This window comes from Streptomyces sp. NPDC016640 (assembly GCF_043076215.1).
GTDB lineage: Bacteria > Actinomycetota > Actinomycetes > Streptomycetales > Streptomycetaceae > Streptomyces.
Genome location: NZ_JBIBRG010000019.1, coordinates 58,810 through 73,776, shown reverse-complemented (window position 1 = coordinate 73,776; position 14,967 = coordinate 58,810). Strand labels below are relative to the sequence as shown.

The 14,967-nt window shown below is 76.4% G+C and carries 8 protein-coding genes; 6 read left to right on the top strand and 2 right to left on the bottom strand.

Annotated elements, in window-relative coordinates:
* Nucleotides 1-34 precede the first annotated feature (34 nt).
* The 5 genes from ACF07S_RS30440 to ACF07S_RS30420 are packed head-to-tail and all read left to right on the top strand — an operon-like array spanning nucleotide 35 to nucleotide 12,621.
* Nucleotides 35-889 (top strand): DUF4132 domain-containing protein, encoded by an 855-nt coding sequence (locus ACF07S_RS30440; RefSeq protein WP_391966654.1) that lies wholly within the window; start codon nucleotides 35-37, stop codon nucleotides 887-889.
* Nucleotides 886-5,958 (top strand): hypothetical protein, encoded by a 5,073-nt coding sequence (locus ACF07S_RS30435; RefSeq protein WP_391966653.1) that lies wholly within the window; start codon nucleotides 886-888, stop codon nucleotides 5,956-5,958. Before ACF07S_RS30440 ends, ACF07S_RS30435 begins: the two co-directional genes overlap by 4 nt.
* A gap of 35 nt (nucleotides 5,959-5,993) precedes the next feature.
* Nucleotides 5,994-7,163 carry an AAA family ATPase gene (locus tag ACF07S_RS30430; RefSeq protein WP_391966705.1) on the top strand — a complete coding sequence of 390 codons (1,170 nt, stop codon included), beginning with the start codon at nucleotides 5,994-5,996 and terminating at the stop codon, nucleotides 7,161-7,163.
* Between the two features lie 5 nt (nucleotides 7,164-7,168).
* Nucleotides 7,169-10,831 carry a DUF5682 family protein gene (locus ACF07S_RS30425; RefSeq protein WP_391975653.1) on the top strand — a complete coding sequence of 1,221 codons (3,663 nt, stop codon included), beginning with the start codon at nucleotides 7,169-7,171 and terminating at the stop codon, nucleotides 10,829-10,831.
* Nucleotides 10,828-12,621, top strand: a complete 1,794-nt coding sequence (locus ACF07S_RS30420) for a hypothetical protein (protein WP_391975652.1) — start codon at nucleotides 10,828-10,830, stop codon at nucleotides 12,619-12,621. The genes ACF07S_RS30425 and ACF07S_RS30420 overlap by 4 nt, the downstream gene beginning before the upstream one ends.
* Here ACF07S_RS30420 and ACF07S_RS30415 read toward each other — a convergent pair.
* The gene (locus ACF07S_RS30415) at nucleotides 12,587-13,555 is read right to left on the bottom strand and encodes a DMT family transporter (protein WP_391975651.1); all 969 of its coding nucleotides are present in this window, start codon (nucleotides 13,553-13,555) and stop codon (nucleotides 12,587-12,589) included. The genes ACF07S_RS30420 and ACF07S_RS30415 overlap by 35 nt on opposite strands.
* A 70-nt stretch (nucleotides 13,556-13,625) precedes the next feature.
* Between ACF07S_RS30415 and ACF07S_RS30410 the strand changes: the two genes are divergently transcribed.
* Nucleotides 13,626-14,234, top strand: coding sequence for a TetR/AcrR family transcriptional regulator (locus ACF07S_RS30410; RefSeq protein ID WP_391966649.1), 609 nt, complete (start codon nucleotides 13,626-13,628; stop codon nucleotides 14,232-14,234).
* Nucleotides 14,235-14,277: 43 nt separating this feature from the next.
* Here ACF07S_RS30410 and ACF07S_RS30405 read toward each other — a convergent pair whose 3' ends face one another.
* Entirely contained in the window at nucleotides 14,278-14,703 is a 426-nt protein-coding gene (locus tag ACF07S_RS30405) for an ATP-binding protein (RefSeq protein WP_391975650.1), read from the bottom strand.
* Between the last annotated feature and the right edge of the window lie 264 nt (nucleotides 14,704-14,967).

The window sequence follows — 14,967 nt, the reverse complement described above, 5'->3', positions numbered from 1 at the left end:
CGTCACTTGATCAGTGCGGATGCGGGAGGCACACATGGGGTGGGTGTCGGCCGGCGACTACGAAGTCGCCCTCGACGACGGCAAGGTGGTGTGCCGCAACGCGGCCGGGCGGCGGCTGAGGTCCGTGCCGCCCAGGATCGCCGACGATCCCGCGGTGGTGGGGCTGCGTCAGCTCGTGGAGTGGCTGGAGCGGCACGAACGGCAGTGCCTGGCCGACGTGGAGCGGTGGATGGTGCGCTCGCTGCCGGTGCCCTTCGAGGTCCTGGCGCGGGTGTGGCCGGACCCGGCCTGGCGGGCCGCCCTGCGCGACCTGGTGGTCACCGGCCCGGACGGCGTGGTGGCCGGCTTCCTGCGGGACGCCGACCCCGAGCGCGGCCTCGGTCTGGTCGACCTCGACGGCGACACCGTCCGGCTCACCCCCGGCCTGGTCCGCCTGCCGCACCCGGTGCTGCTCGACGATCTGGAGGAACTGCGGGAGTTCGCCGTCGAGATAGGCATCGAGCAGCGCGCCCAGCAGCTCTTCCGCGAGGTGTGGCACCGGCCCGCCGCGCTCGACGCCGACGCCACCTCCGTCGAGGACTACGCGGGCGGCGCCTTCAGGGAACTGCGCTTCCTGCACGGCCGGGCGACGCAACTGGGATACCGCGTGCGCGGCGGCCACGCCGTGTACTCCGTGCTGGAGGACGGCCGGACCGCGGAGGCCCGGGTGTGGGTCGGCGACTACGACGGCTACGAGGAGACGGAGACCGGCCCCCTGGTCTTCACCGACCCGGCGGGCCGGACCCTGAAACTCGGTCGGGTCGGACCCGTTACCTGGTCGGAGGGAATGCGCATGGCGGCCGCGCTGTACGCCGGACGCGACATCGAGGACGAGGAGCGGGCGGCATGACGACGCACGACGGCATCACCCACGACGGCGTCGCCTACGACGCGGCCACCGCCGCCGCACTGCTCGACGCCGGCGCCGTACTGCCCCCGGGCACCACGGACCGGGAGGACGCCGACGCCCTCACCGTCCGCACGTACACGCACACCGCGCTGGACGGGCGGAAGGTCGTCCGGCTGGTCCCGGGCACGCTCGGCGAGGCGGAGGACCTCGCCCTGGACTTCCTCGGACTGGTCCGCGAGCCGGAGACCCGCGAGGTCGGCCAGATACGCCGGGAGACCCTGGGTTTTCCCGCGTGGGCGCTGGTCAACGACCCCGCGAACGGACACCACGCGCTGGCACTGGTCAAGGACGTCGAGCGGCTCGGCCGGCAGGCCAAGTCCCGTCCCGGAACCGCCAAGGAGGGCTTCGAGGCGCTCGGCGAGCGCCTCGGCCGGGCCGTGCCGCACTTCCTGCCCACCTTCTACGAGCAGGCGGCCCGCGTCTTCCTCCAGCACGACAACACCACGTACGCGTCGGCCTTCTTCGGCAAGGCCCGCGAGGCGGAGCGGGTGCACGCGCTGACCGTGGACGAGGAGCGGCAGCGGGCCGTGTTCCTGGAGTTCGCCTTCGCCGGGGCGCTGACGGTCAAGGCGCTCAAGGAACACGTGAAGGCCCTCGCGGCGCGCCTCGCCCCGGCCGAGGCATGGGCCCAGTTCCGGCAGCTGACCGTGGAGCGCTGCGCCGCCGGCATGCCGCCGTACGCGTCGCTGCCCCAGGACGCCCGCGCCCTGATCAAGGCCGCGGGCCTGGACCGGGTCACCGAGGAGTGCGCCCTGGTCGCCGACCTGCTCGCATCGCCCGCGGCGGTCCGGGCCCCGGCGTCCTTCTGGAACGCCTACCGGGCCACGCTCGCGGTCCTGGCCGGGCAGCGGCCCGCCGTACGGGGCCGGCTGCTGGAGATCATGCCGGCCGGGCTGGGCCGCTCGACGGAGGACGACGAGTTCTGGCTCGCGCTGCTCGCCGAGACCGGCGCCGACCGGCTGCTGACGGGCGAGGACGGGGCGGAGGGGGCCGACGCGGCGGACTGGCTCGGCCGCTGGGCCCTGCACCGCAAGCACGGCGGCTCCTTCAGCGGCCGCTCGCCGGCCACCCTCGCGCTCGTGGAACGCATGGCTCCGCGCCTGCGAGCCCAGGGCCGTCCCGTGGACCTCTTCACCGGCCGCTGGCACGCCGGCGCCGACATCGACCTGCTGGACCTGTGCGTCGCGGAGGGCGTACCGCTGACCCTGCCCGGGTCCGACGAGGACGTCTCCCTCCCCCTCGGCCGGTGGCTGAGGGAGACCACGCCGGGCCGGCGCGACCTGACGGCCGTCGCGGCCGATCCGCGCTGCCGTCCCCTGCTGTACAAGTCCGTCGGGAACCTCGGCGGCCACCGCTCCGACGCCGGACTGCTGGAGGAGGCGGCCGGGCACACCGTGCTCGCCGGCGTGCTGCGCGAGTGGCTGGACGACGCGGCCGGGGAACTGGACGCGGCGGCCGCTCTGCCCGCCGCGCGCGCGGCGCTGGAACGGCTGCGTCCGTTCCGTGCGGTCGCCGCCCGGATCAGCCCGGAGGCCGTCGCCCGGGCCGCCGCGCTCGACGTCGCACCGCTGCTCGGCCGCACCCTGCGCGCGGGCATCCCGGACGAACTGGGCTGGCCCGCGCTCGACGAGGCGCTGCGCCGTCTGGACGCGGAGACCCGGCGCGACCGCGACGACACGCTCGCCGTCCACGAGGCCTGGCCGGCGCTGATCCTCTCCCGCAGGCACAAGGCGATCGTCGTGGGACCGCGGGACATCCTGCTGGAACACGACCTGCGGCTGCCGCAGGAGCTGGACCGCTGGCGGCGCCCGTCGTTCCGCTACACGGACGGCGAACTGCTGGTGACGTGGTGGCACGACGGCAGGCAGCACGGCTACTGGTCGGCCCGCCCGGCCGAGGTGTTCCCGCTCGGCGAGAAGGAACCGCACCGCTACGGCAGGAACGACGCCGGCGAGACCTCCGTCCCGCTGCCCGACGGCGGCCGCGCCACCGGTGGGCGCGCGCTGCACGCCGGAGACACGGTCGTGCCGCCCGGCCGCCCGGTCCTCGGGGACGGCACCTCGTACTGGCGTCAGGGCCGGCAGGGCCGGCAGCAGGTGTGGCTCGAGTACGACCCGGCCACCGGCACGCACGGACGTGCCTCGCTGCCCGCCTTCCTGCGGTCCGGCGTCCGCGAGGACGCCACCCTGCTCCAGCAGCACTGCGCGGTGCTGCCGCTCCAGCCGGGCCTGGAACACAGCCCCTTCGGCACGGACGGCGCGGTCCTCGGCCGCTGGGTGCGCACCGAGGGCGAGGGGGACGAGGCCCGCACCACCGCCGGCACGCCGGACGGCCGGACCGTCACCCTGCCCATGGCACGCGGCCGGAGGCAGGGCGTACCGCTCGGCGCGCTGCGGCTGCCCGGCGGCGCCGAACCCGTCGCCGTCGCCCTGCACCGCCAGATCGCCCTGTACACCCGTGACGACGGCGACGGCGTGCGCGAGCTGGGCCGGGTCACACCGCTGGAGCGGGGCGGCGAGTTCGCCGCGGGCACGCGCCTCGTCCCGCCGGTGGACTTCTGGCACGCGCTGCGGCCGCGCGACGAGAGCGCCTCGGCCGTCCTGAGGGCACTGAGCGACGAGCAGGCGGGCGAACTGCTGCGCGCCGGGGCCCGGGCGCTGGCGAAGTGGCGGGAGCAGGCCGCGGCGGCGGCCGCACGGGAGCAGGCTGACGGCGAGCGGGGCGCCGGACCGGGGAACACCGGTGGGTCCACCACCGGGCAGAGCGCCGGTCCGACCGTCGAGGAGGTCCTGCGGGACGCCGTCGCCGGCTGTCTGCCCGCCCTCACCGAACCCCGTCTGCGCACCGGCGTCACCGCCCTCGTGCACGCCGTGCTGCGCCTGGCGGAGTCCGTCACCACGTTCGTGACGCCACCGGTGGAGCGGCCGAGGACGGAGCACCGGCGCACCGAGGGCATGTTCGCCGACTACAGCCCCGAGGACGGCGACGACCGGACACTGCGCGAGGCGGCCACCGGCATCGCGGAACTGCACGGCTGGTGGGGCCGCGAGCGGTCCTGGAGCGCACTGCGCCAGATCCGTGCCGTCAACCACGTCCTGGCCGGGAACCCCGCCGACGGCAAACCCCTGCCCGCCTCCTGCCGGCTCCCCGGGCCCGCCGACGGATGGCGCAGCGAGGAGTTCACCATCCCCGGCATCGGCGGGGAGTGGCCGTCCGTACTGGACGTGCTGCGCCCGCTCGCCTACCGCGCCGCCTCACCGGCCCTGACACAGGCGCACCGGCAGGCGCTGCTGCTGCTGTTCGAGGCGGTCACGGAAGGACCGCTGGCCGCCCCCGGGGGCGCGCTGCGCGAGGTCGTACTGAGCGAACCGCACGGCAAGCAGGAGCGCGCCGGCCAGGTGCTGCGCCGCGAAGGCCGCACCGTCGTCGTCCTCGGCTGCCGGAACGTCGACCACCGCAGCGGGTCCGTGAACTGGCTCGCCCTGGACCACGATCCGGCGGGAGCGTTCGGCGCGGTCGCGCACTTCACCCTGGAGCGGGAGACCGCGCACCCGCCGGTGTTCCCGGCCGACGCGCTCGCCACGGTGACCGGGCTGATCCGCGACAAGGGCGCCGCGCCCTGGCAGCCGGAGGCGCCCGCCGCCCTGGCCGCCGCGACGCGGGACGGGCTGGGCCCCGTACAGGCGGCCCTGCTGCTCGCCGGGAGACCGTCCCTGCTCACCGACGAGGTGAGCGCCACGACCGGACTGAAGCCGCGGCAGAAGCAGCTCGGCGACGGGCTGCTGGACTCGCTGCGGCACGCCGACCGGACGGCGCTCATCGGCGCGCTGCTCCCCGAGGACCCCGCCGACCTGTGGACGTCCGGGCCGGACACGGCCGCCGCGGGCCGGGTGTGGGCCGAGCGCCTCGACGGGTTCGTCCGCCTGCCCGAGGACCTCGCCGCTGACCTCGCCCCGGCGGGCCTGCCCACCGGCTCCACCGAGGAGGTGCTCAACCCGCGCCGCACCGCCTGGCTCAGCCGCACCACGGTGCAACGGCCCGACAAGGACGGCAACCTGGTCCCGGAGGACCCCCGGGCGCTGCCCGGGCGGTACGACCTGACGCGCGCCGTCGCCGCCCTGGCCGGCCTCGCCTACTCCCTGCCGTACGGACACCCGCTGCGCGCGGCGCTGCCGGAAGGCCTGGCCGCGCTGCGCCGCCGCGTCGCGGACCCGGGGCTGCTGCTCGACCTCGACCTGGCGTGGACGGAGAAGGGTTCGCCGACCGCCGTCGAGCTGCGCAAGGCGTACGGACTGCCCGCCACCGGCGGCGCCGGCGCCGACGGCCTGACACGCGTCGGAGAAGCACTCGTCCTGCGCCCCTGGTACGGCGACCAGGAGGCCGTCCTGGTCCGCACCGGCGCCCTCACCCGGGCGGACGACCCCGTGTTCGGACTGGTCGAGGGACTCGTCGGACCCGGCCGGGGCGAGGGCATGCGGACGCTGCGCACCGTCCTGGACGACGGACTCGCCCGCGCCGTCGCGGCCGGGACCGACCCCGCGGGGCCCACGGGGTACGCCCAGGATCCCGCCGTCAGCGTGCCCGGCCTGGTCGCCGAGGTGGCCGGGGTCCACGGTCTGACCGAGGACGCGGCGGCGCTCTACCTGCAACTGCTGGCCCTGCCCGACCCGACGGACCGCGACCGCGTCCGCTGGACGGGCTGGAAACCGGCCCGCGTGAAGAAGGCCCGCGCCGAGCTGGCGGCCACCGAGCTGGTCGTCGAGGCGAAGCGGGCACGCGCCGGGCGCGCCCTCTTCCTGCCGTGCGGCTGGCTCGACCTGAAGTCGCCCGCGCTGCCGGTGGAGATCTGGAAGGAGGGCCTCTACCCGGTCCGCGACCGCTCCCGGGCGGTGCCGCTGATGCCGGTGCCCGAGCTGTTCACCCGCGCGTGGGACCGTGTCCGCGCCGGTGACGCCCCGGCCTACGAGGAACTCACCACCCGCGCCACCCGCAAGGGCCGCCGCCGATGACCACCGTCCACCCGCAGCCGGAAGAACCCGCGCAGATGACCACCACCCTCCCTCCCGCCCCGGCCCGTCAGATCGTCCCGCCCGAGGAGCGGTACGCGACCGAACTGGCCTTCCTCGCCGCCCACGACGACGGGCCGCGCCCACCCGCCTGGCGGCTCACCCCGCGCGCGGTCGTCACGTTCGTCATGGGCAGCGCCGGCGGGGTCCTGAAACTGCCCGACGACGCGCAGGCGCCCGACGGGGTGCCGCGGCGCCTGGTGATCGAGGGCAAGTTCGTCGGCGACCGGGCGCTGGTCGAGCGGTGCGTGGTGACCCTCGCCGGGGAGCGCGGCCTGCTGCTCGTCGGCGAGCCCGGCACCGCCAAGTCGATGCTGTCGGAGCTGCTCGCCGCCGCCGTGTGCGGCACCAGCGGCCTCGTCGTGCAGGGCACCGCGGGCACCACCGAGGACCAGCTCAAGTACGGCTGGAACTACGCCCTGTTGCTGGCGCAGGGCCCCACCCGGCAGGCACTCGTGCCCTCGCCCGTCATGACCGCCATGTCCCGGGGCGCCGTCGCCCGCGTCGAGGAGGTCACCCGCTGCCTGCCCGAAGTGCAGGACTCGCTGGTGTCGCTGCTCTCCGAGCGGCGGATCGCCGTGCCCGAACTGGCCGGCACCGAGGACGCCCTGGCGCACGCGGCGCCCGGCTTCACCCTGATCGCCACCGCCAACCTCCGTGACAGGGGCGTCTCGGAGATGTCCGCGGCCCTCAAGCGCCGCTTCAACTTCGAGACGGTCGGCCCCATCGGGGACCTCGACGCGGAGACCGCGCTGGTGCGCAGCCAGGCGAGGTCGTCCGTGACACGGGCCGGGGCGCCGTTCCAGGTCGACGACGCCGTGCTGGAGGCCCTGGTCACCGCGTTCCGGGACCTGCGCGAGGGCCGGTCGGCGGAGGGCTGGGAGGTGGAGCGGCCGTCGACGGTGATGAGCACCGCGGAGGCCGTGTCCGTCGCGGGCGCGCTCGCCCTCGCGGCGGCGTACTTCCCGGGCGACCGGGACGTGCTCGGACTGCTGCCGGGGCACCTGCTCGGCGTGGTCCGCAAGGACGACCCCGCCGACGCCGCCCGGCTGCGCGGCTACTGGGACGGTCCGGTCCGGCGCCGCGCCGAGCAGGGGTCCGCCACCTGGCGCACCCTGTGGGACCTGCGTACGGTCCTGGAGGGCTGACGGCCGTGTCCCTGACCCACGGGGCCGTCCCCGCCCCTGCCGTCCCGGACGGCCACCCCGCCTCGCCCGACGAGGCGCTCGCCGTCCTCACCGGCCCGTCCGCGCCCTACCTGGTCGGCGTACGGCACCACGCGCCCTCCCTGGCCGCCGCCGTGCCCGCGCTCCTCGACCAGGCGGAACCGGAGGTGCTGCTCGTCGAGCTGCCCGCCGAGATGCAGCGGTGGCTGCCCTGGCTGGGGCACGAGGAGACACGGGCCCCGGTGGCACTCGCCGCCGCACCCGGCGACGGGAGCGGCGGGGGACCGGCGTTCTATCCGTTCGCCGACTTCTCGCCCGAACTGGCCGCCGTGCGCTGGGCCGTCCGGCGCCGCGTGCCGGTGGTCGCCTGCGACCTGCCGCTCGCCGACGGCGCGTGGGCGCGGGACCGGCGGGCCGGAGGGACGCGGGCCGGTGCCCCCGGTCTCGCCGCCGCTGTGCGGGCCCGGCTGACGGGCCGCCCCGGGGACGACCTCTGGGACCGGCTCGTCGAGGCGACCGCCCCCGGCTCCCCGCCCGAGGCCCTGCGCCGGGCCGCCCTGCTCACCGGGTGGGCACTGCGCCAGGACGCGCTCGCCTCGGGCGGCGTACCGGAACTGGACCTGCGGCGCGAACGCCGGATGCGGGCCCGGCTGGCCGAGGCCACCGCGCGGGGCGAGCGGGCCGCCGTGCTGGTCGGCGCCTTCCACGCCCCGGCACTCGTGCGGCGCGACACCTGGCAGGAGGACGCCGGCGAGCAGGACGCGACGGCCGCCGACGCGAACGGGCCGGCCTGGACCACCTCGCTGATCCCCTACACGTACGCCCTTCTCGACGCGCGGTCCGGCTACCCGGCCGGCATCCGGGACCCGGAGTGGCAGGGCATGGTGATGCGCGCGGCGGGCGACCCCGCGGCGCTGGAGGAGGCGCTGACCCGGGCGGCCGTCCGGATCTGCGCCGAACTGCGGGACCTCGGCCACCCCTCGGGACCCGCCGACGCGCGGGAGATCAGCCGGCTCGCCTCGGACCTCGCCCGGCTGCGCGGCCTGCCCGCGGCGGGCCGCGGCGAACTGGTCGAAGCCGTGCAGACGGTGCTCGCGCAGGGCGAGCCGTACGGGCGGGGCAGGGCCGTGGCACGGGCGATGGAGCGGGTCCTCGTCGGCACGCGCGGCGGAAGCCCCGCCCCGGGGGCGCCGCGCAGCGGTCTCGCCCCCGCGGTCGAGGCCGAGGTGGCGCGGCTCGGCCTGCCCGGCCCGCAGGACGGCGGCCCCGGTGCCGCACGGGACCTGCGGCTGGACCCGATGCGGTCCGGCCTCGACCGGCGCCGCGAACTGCTGCTGCGCAGACTGACGGTGTGCGGGGTGCCCTACGGCGAGGTCAAGGAGGTCGTCGGCGCGGGCGGCGCCGAGGCCCTCACCACCCGCTGGGAGGTGCGCTGGACACCGGCCACGGCGGCCGTGCTCACCGCGGCCGGTGTGCGGGGAGTCACCCCCGCCCAGGCGGCCGAGGGCGTGCTGCGCGAACGGCGGCGCCTTCAGCGCGAGGAAGGCGGGCCGACGGCCGCGCAGGCACTCGAAGGGCTCGAACGGGCGGCCGAGTGCGGTGTGGCCGGGCTCGCGGACGAACGGCTCGGTGACGTCGCCGACGTCCTGCCCCGGGCCGGCACCCTGCCGGAACTGCTCGCCGGTCTGGCGCTGCTGGACCGGCTGCGGGCCGGGCACGTCCCCGGGCTCGGCGCCGAGCCGGACCGTGAGGCGCGGACGGCCGCCGTCGCGGAGCTGCTCACGGCCGCCGCGGTACGGCAGGTGGACGGCCTGACCGGGTCCGAGGACCTCGCCGACGCCCATGCCCTGCTCGAACTCGCCCACCGGGCCGACCCGCTGGGCGGCATCCGGCTCGCCGACGCCCTGGGGCGCCTGGCCGCCGACGGCTCCCCGCTGATGCGCGGCGCCGCCGGGGCCGTCCGCGTCCTGCTCGGGCACGAGGACGCGCGGGCCTTCGGCGACCGCGTGGCCTCCTGGACCGACGGGGCCACCGGCCCCGACTCGCGCGCCGCGCTCACCGCCCGGCTCAGCGGTCTGCTGACCGCCGCCGGTCCGCTGCTGGAGGCGGCGCCGCCCGCGCTGGAGCCGCTGCTCACCCGGGTGGCCGAGCTGTCCGACCGGGCGTTCCTCGACCGGCTCCCCGCGCTGCGCGGCGGCTTCGACACCCTGAGTCCCGCGGCCCGCGACCGCCTCTTCTCGGCCGTCGGGGAACGCCTCGGCGGCGCGCACGTCGCCGACACGCACGGCGTGGACCCGGCCGCGCTCGCCGCCTGGACGGGGGCGGACCTCGCGGCCCGCGAGACACTCCGGTCGCTCGGCCTGCTACCGCCGCCCGGCGATCCACGGGCCACGGAGACCGCCGGGGGCCCGGCGGCCGAGGCCGGCGCGGATCACTCGCCCGCACTCGCCGGGAAGCCGGCACCGGACCCCGCTCCGGATGCCGCGCCGGCCGGCGCGGCCACCGGGGGCGTGCCCGGGGCAGCCGGGTCCCGGGCCGAGGAGCGGCTCATCCTCCCCGCCGACCGTTGGCGCCTCCTCCTCGGCCGGCGCACGGAGGGACTGCCACCGTCCGCCGTGCCGCTCGCGACCGCGCTGGACGAGCTGTACGGCAGCGGACGCGGCGAGGGCAGCCGGGGGGACCTCACCGGCCCGGGCGGCGGCGGACGCCAGGCGCCCTACCCCGGGGTGCGGGAGTGGTCCGAGGAACTGGCCGCGCTGTTCGGGCCGGGCATCCGGGAGGAGGTGCTGGCGGCGGCCGCCGCCTCGGGCCGCAGGGACGTCCTCACCGAGCTGGACGCGGACAGCGCGCGGCCCTCGGTGGACCTGTTGCGCGCCGTGCTGCGGCACGCGGGCGGACTGCCCGAGGCACGGCTGGCCGCGCTGCGCCCCCTGGTACGGCGGCTGGTCGACGCGCTGACCCGGCAGCTCGCCACCCGCCTGCGCCCCGCCCTGCACGGCACCGCACTGCCCCGTCCCAGCCGGCGGCCCGGCGGCGGCCTGGACCTGCCCCGCACACTGCGGGCCAACCTGGCGACCGCCCGCCGCGCCCCGGACGGAACGGTGCGGGTGATCCCCGGGCGTCCGGTCTTCCGCACCCGGGCGCGCCGGGCCGCGGACTGGCGGCTGATCCTGGTCACGGACGTGTCCGGGTCCATGGAGGCGTCCACGGTGTGGGCCGCGCTGACCGCCTCGGTGCTGGCGGGCGTACCGACGCTCTCCACCCACTTCCTGGCGTTCTCCACGGAGGTCATCGACCTCACCGGGCACGTCGGCGACCCGCTGTCGCTGCTCCTGGAGGTCAGCGTCGGCGGCGGCACCCACATCGCCGCGGGACTGCGGCACGCGCGCGAACTCGTCACCGTGCCGTCCCGCACCCTGGTCGTCGTCGTCAGTGACTTCGAGGAGGGCTGTCCGCTCGGCGGCCTGCTCGCCGAGGTCCGCGCGCTGGTCTCGGCCGGCTGTCACGTGCTGGGCTGCGCGAGCCTCGACGACACCGGCAGGCCCCGCTACTCCACCGGGGTCGCCGGGCAGCTCGTCGCCGCCGGCATGCCCGTCGCCGCCCTCAGTCCGCTCGAACTGGCCCGCTGGGTAGGGGAGAAGATCGCATGAGCCCGGACCTGCCCCCGGTCCTCCCGTCCGTCACCGCCGAACTCGTCGAAGCGCTCTCGCCCCGGCTCCGCAAGCGGCTGGACGCCGCCGTCACCAAGCTCTTCGCGCGTCCGGCCGTCCGTGACGGCGACAGCGTGCGGATCGCCGTGGACGACGAGACCGACGTCGTACTGCACGCGCCGGACGGTGCGGTGACCGGCGCGGACGCGATCCGCTGCGGATGCCTCCTGGCCCCCGGCTGCCTGCACCGCGCGGCCGCCGCCTCGGCCGCGCCGGTCGCGGACCCCGCCGAAGCCGGCCCGCCGGCCCCGCAGGACACGGCGACGACGGGGGAGAGGGGGCCGGCGCCGGCCGGCAGCCCGGAGCAGGCGGGGACCGGGACCCCCACCGCCGAAGAGACCCCCACCGCCGAACAACGCGCCGCCGCGCGGGCGGTGTCCGACGCGGCCGGCGCCGTCCTGGAAGCGGGCACGGACGGCGCCGGAGCCGTGCTCCAGGCGGAACTCCTGCACGCCGCGCACACCGCCCGCCTCGCCGGCCTCCCCCGGGCCTGCGCCGCGGCGATCTCCGTGGTGACCGGGGTGCGCGCGGCCCGCTCCGCCGACCCCGGGTACCGTCTCGCCGACCTCGCCGACGCACTGGCCGACGTCCTGGGCGTCGCCCACCGCCTCCCGCACGCCACCGGAGCGGACCTGACCGAACTGCGCGGTACGGTCCGGCAGCCGTACCGCCCGGACGGCTCCCTGCGGCTGTACGGGCTCTTCTCCGAGCCCGTCCTCACGGCGACCGGCTACGCCGGCGCGGTCACCTGGACCGCCGACGCCCACGGACGCCTGTACACGGTGTCGGACGTGGCACCGGGCGGACCCGCCCGGGCGGCCGGCGCCGCCGACCGGGCCGTACGGATCGGCGACACGGCCCTGACGCACCGTGAACTGTCGCGTGCCGGGCTGGCCGTGTCCGGTGCCACCGTCTCCCCGACGGGCCGGCTCGGCGCGGGGGCCGGGGTGCGGGCGGTCCGCGCACCCGGTGCCTCCTGGCGCTCCGAACCGCTGGACCGGCTGTGGTCCGTTCCCGTCGCCGAGCAGGTGGCCCGGGCCCTGAACGGCGGCCAGGACCTCCTGTTCCTCGAGGTGACCCTCACCGGCACGGTGCGCGGGACGGCGGGCGACTGCCTGCTGGCCGACGGAGCCGGCGTGACCCTGCGACTGGCCACCGCCCACGATGACCCCGCACTCCCGTACCGCGACAACCTGCGCCTGCTCGCCGCCGCGAGGGGCAGCGGACTGCGGATCGTCGCACGCCTGGCGCCCGGCCCGCGCCCCCGCGCCCTGCTTCTCGCCACGGAGCACCCCACCGACCCCGCCGCCCGGGTGGACCTCGGCCTGGACCGCCTCCAGCACGCGGACCTGCCCCCCGGAGCCGGCGTGCCGCGGCCCGCGGTCGTCCCCACCGGTGACGAGGTCCCGCTGCACCTGCTGCGCCGGCGCGTCCACCAGGCGGTGTCGGGAGGCCGCCGTGTCCTCGCCCTCGCCGGGAGCGGGCCGGGCGACGGTGCCCGCCTGCGCCGTCTCGGCCTCGCCACCGCGGGCGACCTCCTCGAGGACCTCCACGCGGCCGCCGCGGACCGCTCCCGCGACGTCTTCGGCCGCCTGCTCCCGGCCGACACGGCTCGCTTCGCCCGGTCCTGGCTCGCCGCGGCCGTCTACACCGACACGGTCGAACGGGCACTGTGCGCGAGCGCGTGGGGGGCCGTCACGGCGGAGGTGTCCGGCGCGGCCCCGGCCTGACACGCTCGCGGGTGACGGGCGCCGAGCCGTCTGCCGGGTCCGTGTTCCGGACGGCCGCCGTGGGCGGCGAGGTGTCTCCGCGACGGACGATGACGACCGCCGTCAGGCCGACGGCCAGGCCGAGGGCGGTCTGCGGACCGAACGGTTCACCGAACATCAGGGCTCCCCAGACAGCCGTGACCGGCGCCATGAGGAACATCAGCGTATTGACCCCGGTGACTCCGGAACGCCTCAGGAGCAGCCAGTACAGCCCGTACCCGCCGAAGGTGGGCAGGACCACCAGCCAGCTGATCGCGGCCCAGAACGAGAGCCCGGCGGGCGGCGTGGCGGCTCCGGCGCTCACGGCGAGTGCCGAGAAGACGACCGCGCTGGTGGTGCAGTGGACGGTCAGCGACACCAGGGGCGCGACCCGCGTGCGGGAGCGGCTTTCGAGGAACGTGGCCGCCACCAGCGAACACATGCCGAGGAAGGGTATGAGGTAGGCCCACCGGGCCACGCCGGTGCGGGCCGCGGCATCGGCCGTGGTGACGATGGCGACCCCGCTCACCCCCAGGCACAGACCGAGCCACTGCCTGCGGGAGACGTACTGGCGCAGCAGCGGCCCGGCCAGCGCTCCGGCGACGAGCGGCTGGACGCCGTCGATCAGGGCCGTGGTGCCGCTGGAGACCCCCAGCTGGATCGCGTAGTAGACGGTGAGCAGATAGCCGCTCTGCGACAGCACACCGATCATGGCCTGCCTGGCCACGTCCCGCACCGTGAGGCCCCGCCACGACGCTCCGGCGACGGTCGCGGCGACGACGGTCAGGACGACGGCCAGCGGCAGGAACCGCCACATCAGGACCGTGACCGCGGACGCGCTGCCCGCACCGAGCTTGGCCCCGATGAACCCGGAGCTCCAGCACAGCACGAAGGCGATCGAGAGCAGGAGGTTCACGCCCACACCCTCCACTAGACAGATCGGTATACCACCTCGGACCACTATACAGACCGGTATACTTCTCTGCATGGGCACTACGGAGAAGCCGCGACGGGTCACGATGACGCCCGCCGCGCTGCGCGTCCTGGAGGCCGCCACGAGGCTGTTCTACGAACGCGGCATCCATGCCGTCGGCGTCGACCTGATCGCCGCCGAGGCCGGGGTGACCAAGAAGACCCTCTACGACCGGTTCGGCTCCAAGGAGCAGGTCGTGGTGGAGTACCTCGCGGACCGTGACGAGCGCTGGCGGGTCTTCCTCGCCCGGTGCCTCGACGCCGCGCCACCGGCGCCGTCGGCACGCGTCCTGGCCGTCTTCGACGCCTCGCGCGCGTGGTCGGCGGAGAACAGCCCCAAGGGATGCACCATGGTCAACGCCCACGCGGAGATCAGCGATCCGTCCCACCCGGCCTACCCGATCATCACCGGGCAGAAGGAGTGGATGCTCGGCCTGTTCACCCGCCTCGCCGGGGACATCTCCCCGGAGAGGGCCGAAAACCTGGGCCGGACACTCATGCTGCTGCACGAAGGAGCGTTCGTCGCCCACGGCCTGCACGTTTTCCCCGACCCCCTGGCCCATGCCCGGGAGCAGGCGGAAGTCCTCCTCGCCGCCCTCGGGGGCACCGCCGTGAGGCGGTGAGGCCGTGGCGTGGGCGTGGCGAGGTGTGCGCGGCGCCCCCGCCTCAGCCCCTCTCGAAGCCGGTCCGGCCGGGGGCGGCGTGCGCCGTGCCGTGCGCGCGGGGCGGCAGCGCGCGGGCGTGGACCCCGGACGGAAGGCTCATGGTCGCCCACACCGCGTTGCCACCGGTGATCGTCGATCTGGCGCACCCCCAGGCGCTGGCCATGTGGTGGACGAGGAGCAGACCGCGGCCGCTCTCCTCACCGGAGTCGGGCTCGCAGGCGGCGGGGGACACGTACGGATCGCCCTGGTCGTGGACTTCGAGGCGAAGGCACTCGTCCGTGACCAGCCCGACGCCGCACAGGAGACGCCGGCTGAGCGTGTGCACCAGGGCGTTGGTGGTCAGTTCGGACGCGATCAGGATCGCGTCCGAGCACGTGCCCTCGGGCAGGCGCCAGCCGACGAGCCGTTCACGCATGGAGTGGCGCACGGTCCGGATGCTGGACTGCCGTGCGGGGAGCTGGATCCAGTGGGTCCGCTCTGGCGCGACGACGCCTAAGAGGCCGGGCGAGGGGGCGGTATGGGGGGACACGGCGGGGCGCCTTCCATAAGGCCGGAGGGGGTGGAGGGAGGAGAGCGGCAGGCTCACCGGAGTGCTCACGCGGGCATGCCGCCGGTCCGGCGCACACCAACGGTGTCGAGCACGGCCGCTGTTGGCGGAGACGTCCCCGGGTGACGTCCCTGTCGCTCGCCC